Source organism: Streptomyces sp. BHT-5-2, assembly GCF_019774615.1.
GTDB lineage: Bacteria > Actinomycetota > Actinomycetes > Streptomycetales > Streptomycetaceae > Streptomyces.
Window position 1 is genome coordinate 621662 of record NZ_CP081497.1, and the last position, 18241, is coordinate 639902.

Consider the following 18241-nt stretch of genomic DNA (forward strand, 5'->3'; position numbering starts at 1 on the left):
GGCCGGACGGGGAGCATCTTGGCGCGTCCACCCATGTCGCCCGGCGCCGGAACGCGATAGGAATTCTTGGCAACCCGCGGGTAACCCCGCGGGCCCCAGGAGCCGTGAGCACTCGCGGACCAGCGACAGAACGGAGACGCAGCCGATGCCGTCCACGCCCCAGCACTTCGGCGACTTCCAGCAACAGATCTACGCCGACGGCCTGCGCGGCGAACTGCCCGAGCTGCCGGTGACCTTCGCCGACCTGGAGGCGGGCGCGGAGGCGGTCCTCCCGGCGCAGGTCTGGTCGTACGTGGCCGGCGGCGCGGGCGACGAGCACACCCAGCGGGCCAACGCCGCCGCCTTCGCACGCTGGGGGCTGATGCCGCGGATGATGGTCGACGCCGCCCGACGGGACCTGTCGGTCCAGCTGTTCGGCCGGACGCTGCCGTCGCCGCTGATGATGGCGCCGGTCGGGGTGCTCGGCCTGTGCACCCGGGACGGACACGGCGATCGGGCCGCCGCACGGGCCGCGGCCCGCACCGGCGTCCCGATGATCGCCTCGACCTTCTCCGCCGACCCGATGGAGGACGTCGCCGCCGAGTTCGGCGACACCCCCGGCTTCTTCCAGCTCTACACCCCGACCGACCGGGAACTCGCCGAGAGCCTGGTCCGCCGCGCCGAGGCGGCCGGCTTCCAGGGCATCGTCGTCACCCTGGACACCTGGACCCTCGGCTGGCGCCCGCGCGACCTCGCGCTGGCCAACTCCCCGCAGCTGCGCGGCCACTGCCTGGCCAACTACACCTCCGACCCGGTTTTCCGCTCCCGCCTCCGCAAGCCGCCGGAGGAGGACCCGGCCGCCGCCGTCGCCCTCTACGCCAGTGTCTTCGGCAACCCGTTGACCTGGGACGACCTGCCCTGGCTGCGGTCGCTGACCGAGCTGCCGCTGCTCCTCAAGGGCCTTGGCCACCCCGAGGACGTCCGCCGGGCCAGGGACGGCGGCGTGGACGGCGTCTACTGCTCCAACCACGGCGGCCGGCAGGCCAACGGCGGCCTGCCCGCGCTGGACGCGCTGCCCGGCGTGGTGTCCGCCGCCGACGGGCTGCCGGTGCTCTTCGACTCCGGGGTGCGCACCGGCACCGACGTGGTCAAGGCGCTCGCCCTCGGCGCCACCGCGGTCGGCGTCGGCCGCCCCTACACCTACGGGCTGGCGCTCGGCGGCACCGACGGCGTGGAGCACGTCCTGCGCTCGCTGCTCGCCGAGGCCGACCTGCTGATGGCCGTCGACGGCTATCCGACCCTGGACTCCCTCGTACCGGACGCCCTGGTGCGCCTCTGAAGCACCGCCGTCGCCGGCCGCTCCCGCCACCCCGGGTCGTCAAGTCCGGTGCGGGCGGCGGCGGGTGGGCGTAAAGGCCGCCGGGAGCGGGAAGTGGTTAACGGCGAACCGTGCGGGTCGCGTTCGCACACATGTCGAAGGGGGTCTCTTGGCGGCTGCTGTGCCATCGTCTCGGGAGCCGCTGTCTCTGACAGCGCTGTTTCTGGAACCGCGCCTGGACGTGCGGCCGGCGTCGCTGCTGGGCTCGGGGGAGTTCCTCCGCTCGCTCGTCGACGCCCTGGGCTCGCCGCTGAACGTACTGCTGCCCGACCAGATCGCCGAGAACGCCGCGCGGTTCCGCGCCGCGTACGGCACCCACCGGCTCGGCGGCCAGGTCTTCTTCGCCCACAAGGCGAACCGCTCCAGCGCCCTGCTGCGCCGGCTCGCGGCGACGGACACGGCCGTCGACGTCGCGTCCCTGGGCGAGCTTCAGCACGCCCTCGGCGCCGGCTTCGCCCCGGACCGGATCATGGCGACCGGGCCGAAGAACCGTGAGTTCCTGTGGCTCGCCGCCCGGGTCGGGGCCGCCGTCAACGCCGACTCCGCGGCCGAACTGGACGAACTGGCGGCCCTGATCCGCGCCCACCGACTCGCCCGCACACGCGTACTGCTGCGGCTGTCCGCCTTCGACGGGCCGGGGGTCAGGGTGCTGACCAGACCCAGCCGCTTCGGCACCCCGGCGGGGGAGCTGGACGCCCTGCTGAAGACCGTCGAGCGGCACGCCGACGTCCTGGAGCTGACCGGCGTCGGCTACCACCTCGACACCACCAGCCCCGAGGAGAAGGCCCGCGCCCTGGAGGGCTGCGTCCGGGCCATGGACGTCTGCCGGAGCCGGGGCCTTCGGCCGCGGGCGGTGGACATCGGCGGCGGCTTCGGCGTCAACTACCTCGCCCACGCGGAGGAGTGGGAGCACTACACCTCCGAACTCGCCGCCGCCGTGCTCGGCCGCCGCCCTCCGCTCACCTGGCGCGGCCACGGCTACGGGCTCCGCAACGACGCCGGCACCCTGCGCGGCGCGCTCGGCCTCTACCCCGCCCACCGTCCCGTCGCCGGCGCCCGCTACCTCGACGAACTCCTGGCGCTGCCCGCCCCTTCGTTCGGCGGCTGCACCCTGGCCACCCTCCTGCTGGAGAACCTCTACGACCTCTACACCGAGCCGGGCCGGGCGCTGGTCGACCAGTGCGGTCTGGTGCTCGCCCGGGTGCTGGAGGTGCGCCGCACGGACAGCGGGGAGCCGCTGGTGCGGCTGGCGATGAAGGCCGACGACGCGGGGCTGGAGGAGCACGGGGTGCTGATGGACCCGGTCCTGCTCGGGCGGGACGGCACCCGAGCCCTGCCGGGCGACGGCCCCGCGGCGGGCGTCTACCTCGCGGGCAGCCTGTGCCTGGAGGCGGACCTGATCACCCGCCGGATGGTGTTCCTGCCCCGGCTGCCCCGCACCGGCGAGCTGCTGGCGTTCGTCAACACCGCCGGCTACTGCATGGACTTCCAGACCAGCCGCGCGCAGCACCAGCCCGTCGCGCGCAGCGTCGCCGCCTGGCAGGAGGACGGTTCCTGGCGCTGGTGCCTCGACGAGCAGTACTGGCCGATCACACGTCCAGGGGGAGAGCCATGAGGTACGACAGCATCACCGAGGCCATCGGGAACACCCCGCTGGTGCGGATCGATCCGGCCGTGCACGGTCTGCGCCACATCGACCTGTACGCCAAGCTGGAACTGCTCAACCCCTTCGGTTCGGTGAAGGACCGGGCCGCCTGGAACATGGCCCGGCCGGGCCTGGCGGCCGCCGCGGAGCACGGCAGCCAGGTCGTGGAACTCTCCAGCGGCAACACCGCCAAGGCGCTGGCGGTCATCGCCGGCATGCACGGGCTCCCGTTCAAGAGCGTGACGAACCGGATGCGGATCCCCGAGATCAAGGACCTGCTCCTGCTGCTGGGTGCCGACATCGAGGAACTCCCCGGCCAGAGCGAGTGCCTGGACCCGACCAACACCGAGGACCCGCTCACCCTCTTCCACCGTGAGCTGTCCGAGCCGGGCAGCAGCTACCTCCACACCGACCAGTACTTCAACCCCCGCAACACCGAGGCCCACGCCGCCGGCACCGGCCCGGAGATCGTCAAGGACCTCGACGGGCGGGCCCCGGACTGGTTCGTCGCCTGCGTCGGCACCGCCGGCTCGTCCACCGGCGTGGCCCGGGTGCTGCGCGAGCACGACCCCCGGGTACGGGTGGTCGGACTGGTCGCCGCCAAGTCCGACTTCATCCCCGGCATCCGCACCCTGGACGAGGTCCACGAGGTCGGCCTCTTCGACCCGGCGACCTACGACACGGTGGAGTCGGTCGGCTCCGACGAGGCCATCGAGGGCATGCTGACCCTGGCCCGCCGCTGCGGCATCCTGGCCGGCCCGACCGGAGGCGCCGCGTACTACGGCACGGTGCGACATCTCCGTTCCATAGACGAACAGTTGACGGCAGATCAGGAAAATCAGGCAACTCGGGAGGATCGGTCCGACGGGGCCGACGGTGACACCGGGCCCCGGCGGTCGGCGGTCTTCATCGTCTGCGACCGGATCGAGAGCTACCTCAGCTACACCAAGCGCCGCCGCCCCGACCTGTTCCGTCTGCCGCCCCGCCGGAACGACCCCGCCGACCTGACGGCCGCCGAGGTCGCCGCCGCCCCCGCCGTCGACGTCCCGGACGCCCGGAAGTGGATCGAGCGGGACCGGCCGCTCGTGGTCGACCTGCGCAGCCCGTTCGCGTACGCCGCCCTGCACATCGAGGGGTCGATCAACATCGTGGACGAGCTCTTCGACGAACTGGTCCGGGGCGGGCTGCCGTTCAGCACCCGGCAGCCGGTGCTGCTGGTCTGTCCGGTCGGCGAGCAGTCCGCGCGCTACGCCGCGCTGCTGACCCGGATGGGCCATCCCGACGTCCGCAGCCTCGGCGGAGGCGTCATCGCCTGGCGGGACGCCGGCGCGCCGCTGGTCCGGGACTGACCGCGGTGGCACCGATCACCGCGGCCGGCCAGGGCGCCGCGCTCTTCACGGAGCTGGGACCGTGGCAGCGCGCGCTGCGCGCCCAGTTCCCGATCGTCACCGCGAACCCCGAGCTGGCGTACCTGGACAGCGCCGCCACCGGGCAGAAGCCACAGGCCGTACTGGACGCCGTCCAGGCCCAGTTGACGACCGCGCACGCCAACGCCGGCCGCGGTTCCTACCCCTGGGCCAACGCCTCCACCGCCCTGGTGGCCGGCGTCCGCGACCGGATCAGGGCCTTCCTCGGCGACCCGGAACCGGAGCGCTCGGCGGTCCACTTCACCAGCGGGACGACCGAGGGCCTGCGGCTGGTCGCCCGGGACTGGCTGCCGGAACTCCTCGCCGACGGGGACGAGATCGTCGTCCCGTTCGCCGACCACGAGGCCAATCTGGCCCCGTGGCTGGAGGCGCAGCGGCTGCTGGAGCGGCAGGGTGTGCGGATCCGGACGCGCGCGATGCCGTACCAGGACTCGTCCGGGGACTACGACACCGAGGCACTGGCCCGGCTCGTCGGGCCCCGCACCCGGTTCGTGGCCGCCACCCACGTCCACCACGTCTACGGCGGCAACATGAACGTCCACCTCGTCCGGCAGGCGGTCGGCCCGGACGTGCCGATCTGTCTGGACGCCGCCCAGAGCGTGGGTCATCTGCCGTTCTCGGTCGCCGAACTCGACGTGGACTTCGTGGTGTTCTCCGGCCACAAGGCGCTGGCGCTGCCCGGCTCCGGGGCGGTCTGGGCCCGCCAGGCGCGCGGCCCGGAGCTGCGGCCCGGCGGCTGGCAGGGCAGCCCCAACACCACCGGGATCGCCGGCCTTTCGGCCGCGCTGGACTGGCTGGAGGCCGCCGGCACCGAGCGGATCGGCCGCTGGACGGTCGCGCTGGCCGCCCGTTTGTCCGACGGGCTGCGCCGGCTGGACGAATACGAGGTCCTGGGCTGCCAGCGCAGCCTGGCGCTCGACGCGCCGGTCCAGCAGCGCTGCGGGATCGTCACCTTCCGGCACCGCGGCATCGGCGCCGCCGACCTCGGCTTCATCCTGTTCAGCCATGGCTTCATGGTGCGCACGGACGGCCACTGCCAGGCGGGTGCGGGGGAGCGGAGCAGTTCGGTGCGGGTCAGTCTGCACGTCTACAACACCCCCGAGGAGATCGATCGGTTGCTCGCCGTGCTCGCTTCCCTGACATGAGTGCCGTTCCGCGTCCGTTCCGTGCCGCGGAGTGCGCGTTCCCTGCCGGCCGGTGCCTCTCCGGAGTGAAAGGAGGGCCCTATGGCTAATGGAAACCGTTTCCACCTGTAGCCTCGTGGGCGACGTGCGGCGCAGGCGGAAACGGCAGGGGTGGTGCGACCAGATGGGGCTGAGTATGGCCGTCGCGGAGTGGTGGGTGGAGCGCTGGGAGCGGCAGCAACGGCGTTATGCCGTCGACCGCGAGGAGCGGTTCACGGTGATCGCCGATGTCGTCGAGTATGTGACGGCCGGTCAGCGGCGGCCGCTGGTGGTCGATCTCGGCTGCGGCCCGGGCTCGCTCGCCGCCCGGCTCGCGGACCGGCTGCCGCGCGCCGAGGTCGTGGGGGTGGACATGGACCCGCTGCTGCTCGAACTCGCCCGCACCCACCACTCGTCGGCCGCCCGCTATGTGGACGCGACGATCGGTGCGGACGGCTGGACCGAGGCGCTGGCGCTGGGCCGCCCGCTCGACGCCGCGGTCTCCACCACCGCGCTGCACTGCCTCCCCGAGCCGGTGCTGCGCCGCACCTACGCCCAACTCGCAGCCCTGCTGCGGCCCGGCGGCGTCCTCGTCAACGGCGACCACCTCCCGCAGCCGGGGGCCCTCCCCGGTGCACTCGCCGCCCATGTCGGGCGCCGGCGCGCGGAGCGGCAGCGGGACGGCGACCACGAGGACTGGGAGTCCTGGTGGGCGGCGGTGGCGGCGGAGCCGGAGTTGGCCGAGCCGCTGGCCGAGCGGGGCCGCCGGCTCGGCGGCCCCGCCGCCTGCGCGGACAACGGCCTGTCCGTCGCCGACCACACCGCACTGCTGCACACCGCCGGTTTCGCGCATGCCGTCCCGGTCTGGCAGTTCGGCGACAGTTGCGTACTGGTCGCGATCCGCTAGGCCCTGTCGTCGGCCGGAACGGCCCCGGGGGTGTCCTTGCCGGTCGACGCGAGGTAGCCGATGAGCAGGGCGATGGGCACGGTCAGGGCGAGGGTGACCGGCCCGGTGCCCCAGTCGAGGCCGCCGCGGGTGGCCGGGACGCCCATCCAGTCGGCGAACGACGCCCCGAGCGGCCGGGTCAGGATGTAGGCGCCCCAGAACGCGGCGACCGCGTTCAGCCCGAGGAACCGCCCCGCGAGCGGAGGCACCAGGATGAGCGCACCGAAGACGATGCCCGAGGTCAGATACCCCAGGCCCAGGGTGCCCGCGGTGAGGTCGCCGGCCGCGGTGCCCAGGGCGAAGGTGGTGAGCACCGTGGCCCAGTAGAAGGTCTCCCGGCGGCGGGTGCGGACGGTGTGCAGGGAGAGCGTGCCCTCGGAGGCGTACCAGGCGATCAGGACGGCGGCCAGCGACACCGCGAAGGCGAGGGTGGAGACCACGTAGGGGATCCCGATGATGACGTGGACGACGTCGGCGGCCATCGTCCCGAAGACGCTGACCATGACGATCGCCGACCAGTAGATGCCGGCCCGATAGCGGGTCGAGCGGAACTGCGCGGTCAGCAGGATCGCGAACCCCGCGAATCCCAGGGCGCCGGCGGGGATCGGCCCGAGCGTCCGGCCCAGGTAGTCCGAGGCGGTCTCACCCATGCCGGTGGTGAGGATCTTCACCACCCAGAACAGCGCTGTGACCTGGGGGACCTTGCTCCGCGCCGGGGTGGCGCAGGGTGGCTGCTCCGGGGCCCGGGGTGCCGCCACCGCCGTGCTCTCCGGCTGTCCGATCGTCATGTTCCGCCCTTCCGGCGCGCGGTGCGCCCGCTTCCGACCCATGAATGTCTACAGGACTGTAGACGGTCATGGCGGGCGGGAGGTTCACCCCTCCCGCAGGCGGATCCCCGAGGGCGACCGGGCCGGCCGCGGCCGCCGCCCGACGGGACGGTGAAGGCACGGGAAACTCTTGGTTTCCAGGTCGTCGGAAGGATGTTCGGGGGTGCCGGGTCTGCCTAGCATGTGCGGCGGGAGGGGCCGCGGGTCCTTCCCGCCTGCCACCACCGTTCCATGCGCCCCAGGAGGACCCGTGCCACGAGCCGGCCTGCAAAGGCTGCGGTCGCCGCGCGTCTGGGGTCCCGGCAGCGCCGTGATCGTGGCCGGAGCGGTCGCCGCGGTCGCACTGACCGCCGGCGCGGGACCGGACTCCGACGCCGCCGCCGACGGCCTGCCGCACACCACCATCGAGATCTCCCCGGGCGAGTGCGGCCGCGGCTGGCAGCACCCCCGCGCCGGCGTGCAGGTCTTCGACCTCCACAACAGCTCCAGCGGCGCCGCCGAGGTCTACCTCCGCGGCGCCGGCGGCGGACCGGTCCACGGCGAGGTGGAGGGCATCGGCCCCGGCACCACCCGTCAGATGCAGGTCCGCCTCGGCCCCGGTGCGTACGCCTTCACCTGCCTGCCCGACGACGCCGACGCGACCACGGGGCCCACCGTCCGCATCTCCGGCGGCGGCCGCGGCGGACCGGCCGCCGCGCCGGTAACCCAACACGACCTGATCGAGCCGGCGATCGACTACCAGAAGTGGGTCGCCGGCGGCCTCGACGACCTCGTCCGCAGGACCGACGCCCTGCGCGCGGCCGTCGCCGACGGCGACCTCCCGGCCGCCCGCGACGCCTGGCTGCCCGCCCATCTGACCTACGAGCGACTGGGCGCCGCCTACGGCGAGTTCGGCGACGCGGACCAGAAGATCAACGGGACCACCGCCGGGCTCGCGGGCGGCGTCCACGACCCCGGGTTCACCGGCTTCCACCGCGTCGAACAGGGCCTGTGGCACGGCGAGTCCGCGGCCGCGCTGCGCGCCCCGGCCGACGCGCTCGACGCGGCGGTGCGCGCCCTGCGCGACGAGTGGGCGCAGGCCCGGATGGACCCGGCGGCGCTCGGCCTGCGGGCACACGAGATCCTGGAGAACACCGCGCAGTTCGAGCTGACCGGCCGCACCGACTACGGCAGCGGCAGCAACCTCGCCACCGCCCGCGCCAACCTCGACGGCACCCGCGCGGTGCTCGCCCGCCTGCGCCCCCTGCTCGTCACCCGCTACCCCGAACTCCCGCGGCTCGACGGCGCGTTGGACCGCACCGGGAAACTCCTCGACGGCTTCCGGCGGAACGGCCGCTGGACCCCGCTCGACGCCCTGAGCCGCACCGAACGGGAGCGGACCGACGCGGCGGTGGGCGACCTGGTGGAGCGGCTGGCCTCGGTGGCCACCCTGTGCGATCCGCGGAGGACGGTGTGAACGACGCCATGCACGGTGGCAGTGGCAGTAGCAGTAGCAGTAGCAGCGGCAGTGGCCGGGGCGGCAGCGGTGGGGGCACCGAGGGCACCCGGCGGAGCGGCGTCGCCCGGCGGGGGTTCCTGCGCGGCGCGGCACTGGCCGGCGCCGGAGGACTCGTGGCCGGCGGAGCCGCGCCCGCCCGGACCTCCTACGCCGACGGCGCCGGCCTGCCGGGCGCCCCCGCGCCCGCGGCGCCCTTCCACGGCCCGCACCAGGCCGCCGTCCTCACCGCGCCCCGCCGGGTCACCGCGTTCGTCGCCTTCGACGTCACCGCCGAGGGCCGACAGGACCTCGCCGACCTGCTGCGCACCCTCACCGAACGGGCCCGCTTCCTCACCGGCGGCGGCGTCCCGGACCCGCTCGGCATCACCGGCCCGCCCGCCGACTCCGGCATCCTCGGCCCCCAACTCCCGCCCGGCGCCCTGTCGGTCACCGTCGGCGTCGGCGCGGCGCTCTTCGACGACCGGTTCGGGCTGCGCGCCCGCGCGCCCCGCCGCCTGACCGCCATGCCCGCCTTCCCCGACGACGACCTCCAGGCCGACTGGTGCCACGGTGACCTGAGCCTCCAACTCTGCGCCGACGACACCGACACGGTGCTGCACGCGCTGCGCGACCTCACCCGCCACACCCGCGGCGCCCTGCAGGTCCGTTGGCGGCTGGACGGCTTCGCCAGTCCGCCGCGCCCCACCGGCACCCCCCGCAACCTCTTCGGCTTCAAGGACGGCACCGCCAACCCCGACCCCGGCTCGGCCCGCGAGATGCGGGACCTGGTCTGGGTCGGCAGGGGTGCGGGCGAGCCGGACTGGACAGTCGGCGGCAGCTACCAGGTCGTCCGTCTGATCCGGATGCTGGTGGAGTTCTGGGACCGGGTCTCGCTGACCGAGCAGGAGCGGATGTTCGGCCGCGCCCGGGAGACCGGCGCCCCCCTCGACGGCAACGACGAGCACGACACCCCCGACTACCCCGACGACCCCAAGGGCGATGTCATCCCCCTGGACAGCCACATCCGCAAGGCCAACCCGCGTACCACGGACACCGCCGACCAGCGCCTGCTGCGCCGCGCCTACAACTACGACCGCGGCATGGACGCCAACGGCAACCTCGACATGGGCCTGCTCTTCTGCTGCTACCAGCAGGACCTGGCCCGGCAGTTCGAGACCGTCCAGCGCCGGCTCGCGGGCGAGCCGCTGACCGACTACGTCAAACCCTTCGGCGGCGGCTACTTCTTCGCGCTGCCGGGCGTACGGGACCGCTCCGACTGGTACGGCCGGGCCCTCCTGGCGCGGTAGGGCGTGCCGGCTGACAGGCTGCCCGCCGCTCACGTACAACAGAAGGAAACCGGGGCGCCGTCGGCCCCAAGAGTCAACAGGCGGTCAAGCTTTGCCCTGGGATACCTGACCCGGTGTTCACCTACGCGCCATCATGTTTCTGCCCCGACGCCGTCCGCCCGGCAGAGCATCCGGCCGTACGGAGCAACCGCAACCCGCCCGGAGGATGAGAACGAGATGGCCATCAGGGGAAAGACCCACGTGATACGGACCTTGGGGGCCGTCACCGGAGCCGTTGCGCTCGCCGCACTGGGCGGCGGCGCACCCGCCCTGGCCGCCGGCGGCCCGCACCCCGGCCACACCGGCACGGCCACCCCGATCAAGCACGTGGTCGTCATCTTCGACGAGAACATCTCGTTCGACCACTACTTCGCCACCTACCCCAAGGCCGCGAACACGGACGGGACGAAGTTCACCCCGTCCCCGAGGACCCCGCGCGACATCGACAACCTGCGCACCGCCGGGCTGCTGAAGCACAACCCGAACCAGTACCTCCCCAAGCGGCTCACCCCGCAGCAGGCCGTGACCTGCGACCAGAACCACGAGTACGGCCCCGAGCAGTACGCCTACAACGCCGGCAAGGCCGACAAGTTCGTCCAGAACACCGACTCCGGCAAGTGCTCCGGCGGCCTCTTCGGCGAGCCCGGCCTGGTGATGGACTACTACGACGGCAACACCGTCACCGGCCTGTGGAACTACGCCCAGCACTACGCCCTCAACGACCGCTCCTTCGGCTCGGTCTACGGCCCCTCCAGCCCGGGCGCGATCAACCTGGCCTCCGGCCAGACCCACGGCGTGATCTCCACCGACCCCGCCTCCAGCACCGAGAACCCCAAGCAGACCGACAAGCCGGACGCCTCCGTCGTCCAGTCGCCCGACGCCAAGGGCGTCGGCACGATGATCGACGACCCGGACCCGGCCTACGACGACTGCTCCGACAAGGACCACACCGGCAAGAGCGCGCTCGCCGCGATGCAGGGCCGCAACATCGGCGACCTGCTCAACGCCCGCAACGTCAGCTGGGGCTGGTTCCAGGGCGGCTTCCGGCCCAGCACCGCCTGGGACGGCCGGCAGGGCCACCACGCCCTGTGCCGCGGCACCACGCACGCCAACGTCGGCGGCGCGCGGGTCGTCGACTACAACCCGCACCACGCCCCGTTCCAGTACTACAGGTCCACGGCCAACCCGCACCACCTGCCGCCCAAGAGCGTCGACGAGATCGGCCACGCCGGCCAGGCCAACCACAACTACGACCTGACCGACTTCGACGCCGCACTGCGCGCCGGCAAGCTGCCCGCCGTCAGCTTCCTGAAGGCTCCCGGCTACCAGGACGGCCACGCCGGCAACTCGGACCCGATCGACGAACAGCACTTCCTCGTCGACCAGATCAACCGCATCCAGCAGGCGCCCCAGTGGAAGGACACCGCCGTGGTCGTCGCCTACGACGACTCCGACGGCTGGTACGACCACGCCTTCGCCAAGCCGCGCAACGGCTCCAAGGACACCGCCACCGGCTCCGACGGCAAGTCCACCGACGGCCCCGCCTGCCAGTCCGGCCCCGCGGCCGCGGGCGGCTACCAGGACCGCTGCGGCCCTGGCACCCGTCAGCCGCTGCTGGTCATCTCCCCGTACAGCAGGACCAACCACATCGACCACACCGCCACCGAGCAGACCTCGATCATCAAGTTCGTCGAGGACAACTGGCACCTCGGCCGGATCGGTGACGCGTCCTTCGACGCCCGGGCCGGCTCGCTGAGCGGGATGTTCGACTTCCGGCACCCCAACGGCAAGCAGGTGCTGCTGAACGCCGACGGCTCGGTCAAGTCCGTCGGCCCGATCCGCCCGGTCGCGCCGGTCCGGACCAGCATCACCCCCGGCCCCATGCAGAACACCGCCGCCGTCGACGACGGCTCGGGCTTCCCCGTCCTGCCCGTCGGCATCGCGGCGGCCGCCGTCGCGGCCGGCGCCACCGGCACCTTCTTCGCCCTCCGGCGCCGCAAGGAGCAGGGCACGGCCTGAACCGGCCGAACCCCGGGCCCGCGCCCACCGCGCCCGGCCGGACCACCGCACACCGAGGCGGCCCGGCCGGGCGCGGCCATGTCCCAACCGCCCGGGCACGCCGCCCCGCGGTCCGCCCGCACAGGGACGGCGCGCTCCGCTCCGACGGCGGGGACTTCCTCGGCGCGGAGAAGATCGTCGACCGGTTCGACCCGCACCCCGGGGACGGCAGCCGACTGACGATCGGCCCTCTCCGCCTCGACCTGGGAGGCGGCAGCGGCACCCTCGGCTACCGGCGGGAGCAGTGGATCGTCCGCCCCGGCACCCGCTGCTGCGTCCACGGCGGCGCCGGCGGCCGCCGCTCACAACCCCTGCGCGGGCCAGTCCAGCAGCCGGGCGCCGATCACGGCGGTGTGCAGCGTGTACCGGTGCACCGGATCGGCCGGATCGGCGCCGGTGAGCTGGTGCACCCGCGCCAGCCGGTAGGTCAGCGCCCGGACGCTCAGCGACAGCCGACGGGCCGCCTCCGCCGCCACACAGCCCGCGTCGAAGTACACCGCCAGCGTCTCCAGCAGCGGCCCGGCCCCGCCCCGGGCCTCCCGCAGCGGCCCCAGGGTGCTGCGCACCAGATCGGCCATGGCCTGCCGGTCCCGGGTCAGCACGGGATAGACCAGCAGGTCGGCGGCGTGCAGCACGGGCCCTTCCAGACCCATCCGCTCGGCCAGCTGCAACGCGTTGAGCGCCTCCTCGTAGGACTGGACGATGCCCCCGGCCCCGCCGTGCGTCCGGCCCACCGCCACCAGTCCACCGTCGGTCGCCGCGTGCGCCTCCCGCGCGAAGCAGGCCAGCACCGCCGCCGGATCGCCCGGGGCTATGCAGATCAGTCGGCCCTCCTTCGTGGTCAGCAGCATCTGCCGGTCCCCGAACCGCCCCACCAGCGCCTGCTGCACCCGCCGGGCCACCGGGTCGGCCTCCGCGTACGCCACCGAACCCTCGGCCACCGCGACCGCATACGCATGGGACAGCCGCAGCCCGAAACGTTCCGCCCGCTCCGCCAGCCGGCCCAGGTCACTGCCCCCGTACAGCAGGTCGTCGATGAACTCCCGGCGCGCGGCCTCCTCCTGCCGCACCGCGAGGTGCTGCGCCCGTTCGTAGCCGCCGGCCAGCGCGTCCACCGCCTGCGACAGTGCCGCCAGCACGCTGTCGGCCGGCGCCGAGGCGGACCGCGGCCAGGACTCCCGGGCCACCGCGAGATGCGCATTGACCAGGGCCCGCAGACTGTGCCCCGCCTCGGCGGCCCGTTCCCCGGCGGCGCGCCGGGCCCGGAGCTCCTCGCGATCGAGCCGCCGCCCGGTGCGCGCGACATCCGCGAGAACCCCCGCATACCCGGCCACGAATTCCTCGGGCAGCTCCCGCCCCATCACGCGTCCCTCACCCCTCGGTGTGCTCCTCTTGACTTCCTCTTGACGCTTTCTTAACACACAAGGGGCACGCCGGGCATCGCGCCAAGACGCCACGGCCACCACCGGCAACGCCAGCCCCGATCGACGCCGGGTAGCGCGCGAGTTCCTGTGCGGGGAGTCGCGGTGGGTGGCATTGATTCGGTCGGGGTGATATTTATCTGTGTAGATAAAACTCATCGTGGGGGCGAGCAGCATGGCGCAGACGGAGCGGACGTTCACCAACGCGGCGCGCAGGGCGCAGATCGTGGCGGCGGCGATCGAGACGATCGCCGAACTCGGCTATGCCAAGGCGTCGTTCGCCAGGATCACCGCGCGGGCCGGACTGAGCAGCCCGCGCATGATCTCGTACCACTTCGCCGACAAGGACGATCTGATGCACCAGATCGTGCGCGAGGTGTTCACGGCCGGGGCGGAGTTCATCGGTGTCCGCATGGCGGCCGAGGAGACGGCTGCGGGCCGGCTGCGGGCCTATGTGGAGGCCAACCTGCAGTTCCTGCGCGAGCATCCGCGGGAGATGGCGGCGCTCACCGAGATCGGACCGCATGTGCGTGACGCCGACGGTCGGCCGTACACCTCGCAGAGCGCACAGGAACCGAGTGTGCGGGGACTGGAGGAGCTGCTGTCGGCAGGCCAACGCGGCGGGGAGTTCCGGGACTTCGATGTCCGTTCCATGGCCGTGATGATCCGGGGTGCCGTCGACGCCGCCGCCCGGCGGCTGCGCGGTGAGCCCGGCCTGGACTTCGACACCTATGCCCGCGAGGTGGCCACCGCGTTCGCGCTGGCCACCCGATCCGGATGAGCCCTGAGCCGTTGGCCCCTCGTGCGCCGGCCTTTCCATCCCAGGAACCAACACTCTCAGGAGGGCTGTGTTGTGACAGGCAGTTCCAGTTCAGGTAGTGCAGGCGGTTCAGTTCGCCCGGGCGGTTCGGTCCGCTCGGGCAGTTCGGATGGTTCGGACGGCTCGGACGCGCAGCGTTCCGGGGGGAGGGGAGCCGGCTTACGACGCGTGCTGCTGGTCCATGTGGGCATTCCGCTCGGCCTCTTCTACGGGCTGCGCTGGTTGGGGGCGAACCAGTTCCTCGCACTGCTGGCCGGTGCTGTGATCCCGGTGGCCGGCGCCGTCCGCGGCCTCGTCGCCGAGCGCCGGATCGGCGGGTTGCAGCTCTTCATGCTCGGCACGATGGGGCTGACCGTCGCGATGTCGTCCGTCACCGGCAGCCCGCGGCTGCTGCTGATCCGCAACGGCTGGGGAATGGCCGCGATGGGCGGGTGGATGCTGTGCACCCTGCCGTTCCGGAGGCCGTTCCTCTACGAGGCGACCAGGATCGTCGTGGACGAGGACAAGCAACGGACCCTGGCGGCCAATTGGGAGCGCTATCCGGCGTTTCGCCGGATGCTGTGGATCTGCAGCGCGTTCTGGGGTGTTGCCTGCCTGGTCGACAGCGCGGCGCGGGTCGTGATGGCGATGTGCCTGCCGGTCGACCTGGTGCCGGTTCTCGACGAGGTGCTGTTGGGGGTGACGGTGTTGGCGATCCTGGCCTTTCAGCGGTTCTTCGGGCGCGCGTATCTGCGCCGCAACGGGCTGCGCAGCCGCGGCCTGGTGATCACGCCTCTCGCCGGCCCGGGATCATCGACATGACGGTTCGTCAGGCGGTCGGCCACGGCCAGGTTGCCCTGATCACCGGCGACGCGTCGGGGATCGGCGCCGCCACCGCCCGACGGCTGGCCGGCCACGGGCGGCGCGTGGCCGTCGCGGACATCGACACGCGCACCGTCGAGGAATCCGGCCGACTGGACGCGGTCGTGCTCAACGCCGCGATCACGGGCCGCTGCGGACTGGACGACTTCACATGGCCGGAGATCCCACTCGTATCCGCAGGCGCGGCGGCCGGCCGCGGTGGTGCCCCAGGGCCCAACAGTGCCCGGTCGCCTTTCGGTACGTGACGCGGTTCAGGCCGTCCGTTGCGACCAGTCGAGCAGTCGGGAGGAGAACTCCGGCAGGGCGGTGAGGTGTTGGGCGACGCGCTGCTCGGCCGTCTGCCGGTCGGGGGAGCCGGCGGGTGCGACGCGGAACGGACCGGGGCGCAGGTCCCCGCCTCGGTCGCGGTAGCCGTCGGGGCCGGGCGGGGCGAACCATGCCCCGCCCGGCCCCGACAGCCCGTCTGACGAAAGAGCCGGCCGGTCAGTCGGTCATGCGGCCAGTCAGCCGGTCGGTCAGTGACGTCTCAGTCAGTGACGTCGATCCGGCCGTTGCTCGCCGCCGGGGACCCCGGCTCGGGAATGGACCCCGGGCCCGTATCCGCGCCCGAAGCCGTCGTCCCGGTCACGGCGCCGCCGGTCACCCGCTTCAGGAGGCCGGCCAGATCGACCCCGGAGACCGATCCGAGGAGTTCCACCCCTTGGGCGACGTTGTTGGCGACCGTACGGGGCAGCTGCCCGGCACCGTCGGTGGAGATCACGGTCAGCTTGTCGACGGCGCCCAGCGGTTCGGACGCCTTGGCGACGACCTGGGGGAGGACCTCGACCAGCATCTGGAGCACGGCCGCGTCGCCGTAGCGGGCGAAGGCGTCGGCCTTCTTGTGCATCGCATCGGCCTCCGCGGTGCCCTTGGAGGCGAGTGCGGCGGCCTCCGACTCGCCCTCCAGCCGCACGGCTTCGGCGAGCGCGGCACGGCGCAGCTTCTCGCCCTCACCGGTCAACCGGGCGCGTTCGGCGTCCGCCTCGGCCTCCTTGACCTGGGCGATCCGACGGGCCTCGGCCTCCTGCTCGGCCTGGTACCGGGCGGCGTCCGCGGGCTTGCGGACCTTGGTGTCCAACTCCCGGTCCGTAAGGGCCGCCTGGCGTTCGGCGACCTTCTCCTGCTCGGAGAGGACTTCCTGCCGCCGTGCGGCCTCGGCGAGCGGACCCGCGGCGTTCGCCTTGGCGGACGCGGCCTCGGTCTCGACGCGGATCTCGGCCTGCCTGAGGTAGAGCGTCCGCTCCGCGACCGCGATCTCCTCGGCGGCCTTGAGCCTGGCCTGCTCCGAGACCCGCTGTGCGTTCGCCTCCGCGATGTCCGCCTCCTGGCGCGCCCGCGCGGCCTCCGGCCGGCCCAGGTCCTCCAGGTACGAGCCCTCGGTGGTGATGTCCTGGATCTGGAACGCGTCCAGGATCAGGCCCTGCCCGGACAGGCTGGCCTCCGCCTCCTCGGCGACCTGCCCGGCGAACGCGGCCCGGTCGCGGATGATGTCCTCGACCGCCATCCGGCCGACGATCGCCCGCAGCGCGCCGGACAGCACTTCCTGGGTGAACCCGACGATGCCGTCCTGCTGTTGGAGGAAGCGCTGTGCCGCGGCCCGAATCGCGTCCTCGCTGCCGCCGACCTTCACGATCGCGACGCCGTCGAGGTTGGCCTTCACCCCGCGCAGGGTCACCGCGCCGCGCACCGCCACCGGCAGATGCCGGCTGGACAGGTCCAGGGAGAAGCGCTGCTGGACGAACGGGACCACGAAGACGCCGCCACCGACGACGACCTTCTGGCCGCTGTTGTCGACGCTGACCTGGCCGGTCTCCGGATCGGTGGACTTCTTGCCGCGGCGGCCGGTGATGATGAACGCCTCGTTGGGCCCGGCGACCTTGTAGCGCGTGATCACCACGAGGGCGAGCAGCACGACGAGGACGACGGCGCCTGTGACGGCGACAATGACTGAACTCATGAAGAATCCCCCCTGCCTTCCTGGGGGTAGGCAGATCAAGGTGATGGTGTGTGTGACCGGCCCGGCGGCGGGGCGCGCCGGGTCCGGGAGAACGGGGGCGGGTGCGGGCCCGCATCGGCGGACGCGGCCGGCCGCCCCCGCTCAGCGTTCGACGGGACGGACCGCCACCGACGTGGACGAGAGCGAGGACTCGACCCAGACCTCCGCACCTTGGGCGATCGGGGCGCCGCTCCTGGCCGCCAGCTTCACGGGATGCCCGGCCTGCCGCAGCAGCACCTCGCCGTAACCGTCGGCGGGGATCGCGGTGACCACCGATCCGGCGGTGCCCACCAGGTCTTCGCGGCGCGGTGCCGGGGTGCTCCGGTCGCGCATCAGCGCCCGGCTGAAGCGCCAGGTGGCGCCCCCGGCCGCGGTGCCCGCGGCCAGCCCGGCGACGACGGCCGGCCCGGCACCGAGTGCGGTGCCGCCCCACACGATCGCGCCGGCGAACCCGAACATCGACAGGAACCCGGCGATGACCGGCAGGGACAACAGTCCGTCGAAGAGCCCGTCCAGCACCCCGCCGAACAGCCCCTCCAGTACCCCGTCGAAGATCAGCGACAGCAGGAGGACGACGATCCCGCCGATGCCGAGACCAAGAAACCAGGCCATGCACAGCCCTCCCGCACTCGCTCATTCCGCTCGAACGGGGACGATCGTCACACGCGGTCGGGCCGCCGCACATTGCCGCATCCCGGCAATCTTTACGCGCTCTTGATGTGCAGCACCGTGCCCCCGACCTGCGGCGACGGCCCTTCTCCGGGTTCTGCCGACTCCTTCCGCCGGCGACCTCTGTTCCCTCCCGGTTCTCGTCACGCCCCCGTGCCCCCTGCTCGTGCTGTCCCCTTGCCGTCCTCT

The 18241-nt window shown here is 73.0% G+C and carries 15 protein-coding genes; 11 read left to right on the forward strand and 4 right to left on the reverse strand.

Going from position 1 to position 18241, the window contains the following annotated elements:
• Positions 1-145: 145 nt before the first annotated feature.
• The 5 genes from K2224_RS30740 (at position 146) to K2224_RS30760 (ending at position 6499) form a co-directional block, all read left to right on the forward strand.
• Positions 146-1318 carry an alpha-hydroxy-acid oxidizing protein gene (locus K2224_RS30740; RefSeq protein WP_221910465.1) on the forward strand — a complete coding sequence of 391 codons (1173 nt, stop codon included), beginning with the start codon at positions 146-148 and terminating at the stop codon, positions 1316-1318.
• A gap of 160 nt (positions 1319-1478) precedes the next feature.
• Positions 1479-2972, forward strand: a complete 1494-nt coding sequence (locus K2224_RS30745) for a Y4yA family PLP-dependent enzyme (RefSeq protein WP_221912046.1) — start codon at positions 1479-1481, stop codon at positions 2970-2972.
• Positions 2969-4351 (forward strand): pyridoxal-phosphate dependent enzyme, encoded by a 1383-nt coding sequence (locus K2224_RS30750; RefSeq protein WP_221910466.1) that lies wholly within the window; start codon positions 2969-2971, stop codon positions 4349-4351. Before K2224_RS30745 ends, K2224_RS30750 begins: the two co-directional genes overlap by 4 nt.
• 5 nt (positions 4352-4356) lie before the next feature.
• Positions 4357-5574 carry an aminotransferase class V-fold PLP-dependent enzyme gene (locus K2224_RS30755; RefSeq protein WP_221910467.1) on the forward strand — a complete coding sequence of 406 codons (1218 nt, stop codon included), beginning with the start codon at positions 4357-4359 and terminating at the stop codon, positions 5572-5574.
• Positions 5575-5737: 163 nt separating this feature from the next.
• Entirely contained in the window at positions 5738-6499 is a 762-nt protein-coding gene (locus K2224_RS30760) for a trans-aconitate 2-methyltransferase (RefSeq protein ID WP_221910468.1), read from the forward strand.
• Here K2224_RS30760 and K2224_RS30765 read toward each other — a convergent pair.
• On the reverse strand, positions 6496-7326 hold the full coding sequence (locus tag K2224_RS30765; protein ID WP_221910469.1) for a hypothetical protein: 831 nt from the start codon (positions 7324-7326) through the stop codon (positions 6496-6498). The genes K2224_RS30760 and K2224_RS30765 overlap by 4 nt on opposite strands.
• A 289-nt stretch (positions 7327-7615) precedes the next feature.
• Between K2224_RS30765 and K2224_RS30770 the strand changes: the two genes are divergently transcribed.
• From K2224_RS30770 to K2224_RS30780, 3 genes are all read left to right on the forward strand, one after another.
• On the forward strand, positions 7616-8821 hold the full coding sequence (locus tag K2224_RS30770; RefSeq protein ID WP_221910470.1) for an EfeM/EfeO family lipoprotein: 1206 nt from the start codon (positions 7616-7618) through the stop codon (positions 8819-8821).
• A complete protein-coding gene (gene efeB / locus K2224_RS30775; RefSeq protein ID WP_221910471.1) occupies positions 8818-10149 on the forward strand; it encodes an iron uptake transporter deferrochelatase/peroxidase subunit in 1332 nt (443 codons plus the stop codon). Before K2224_RS30770 ends, efeB begins: the two co-directional genes overlap by 4 nt.
• A 216-nt stretch (positions 10150-10365) precedes the next feature.
• Complete coding sequence (locus tag K2224_RS30780) at positions 10366-12207, forward strand: phospholipase C (protein WP_221910472.1); 1842 nt, start codon at positions 10366-10368, stop codon at positions 12205-12207.
• A gap of 341 nt (positions 12208-12548) precedes the next feature.
• Here K2224_RS30780 and K2224_RS30785 read toward each other — a convergent pair whose 3' ends face one another.
• A complete protein-coding gene (locus tag K2224_RS30785) occupies positions 12549-13610 on the reverse strand; it encodes a CdaR family transcriptional regulator (RefSeq protein WP_221910473.1) in 1062 nt (353 codons plus the stop codon).
• A gap of 232 nt (positions 13611-13842) precedes the next feature.
• On the opposite strand from K2224_RS30785, the gene K2224_RS30790 reads away from it, so the two are divergent.
• The 3 genes from K2224_RS30790 to K2224_RS30800 all read left to right on the forward strand — a co-directional run bounded on the left by K2224_RS30790 (position 13843) and on the right by K2224_RS30800 (position 15593).
• Positions 13843-14448, forward strand: coding sequence for a TetR/AcrR family transcriptional regulator (locus K2224_RS30790; RefSeq protein WP_221912047.1), 606 nt, complete (start codon positions 13843-13845; stop codon positions 14446-14448).
• A 207-nt stretch (positions 14449-14655) separates the two neighbouring features.
• Positions 14656-15288 (forward strand): VC0807 family protein, encoded by a 633-nt coding sequence (locus K2224_RS30795; protein WP_221910474.1) that lies wholly within the window; start codon positions 14656-14658, stop codon positions 15286-15288.
• Positions 15285-15593 (forward strand): SDR family NAD(P)-dependent oxidoreductase, encoded by a 309-nt coding sequence (locus K2224_RS30800; RefSeq protein ID WP_313904808.1) that lies wholly within the window; start codon positions 15285-15287, stop codon positions 15591-15593. The genes K2224_RS30795 and K2224_RS30800 overlap by 4 nt, the downstream gene beginning before the upstream one ends.
• A 281-nt stretch (positions 15594-15874) precedes the next feature.
• Here K2224_RS30800 and K2224_RS30805 read toward each other — a convergent pair whose 3' ends face one another.
• Positions 15875-17344 (reverse strand): flotillin family protein, encoded by a 1470-nt coding sequence (locus K2224_RS30805; RefSeq protein WP_221910475.1) that lies wholly within the window; start codon positions 17342-17344, stop codon positions 15875-15877.
• A gap of 141 nt (positions 17345-17485) precedes the next feature.
• Entirely contained in the window at positions 17486-17995 is a 510-nt protein-coding gene (locus K2224_RS30810; RefSeq protein ID WP_221910476.1) for a hypothetical protein, read from the reverse strand.
• Between the last annotated feature and the right edge of the window lie 246 nt (positions 17996-18241).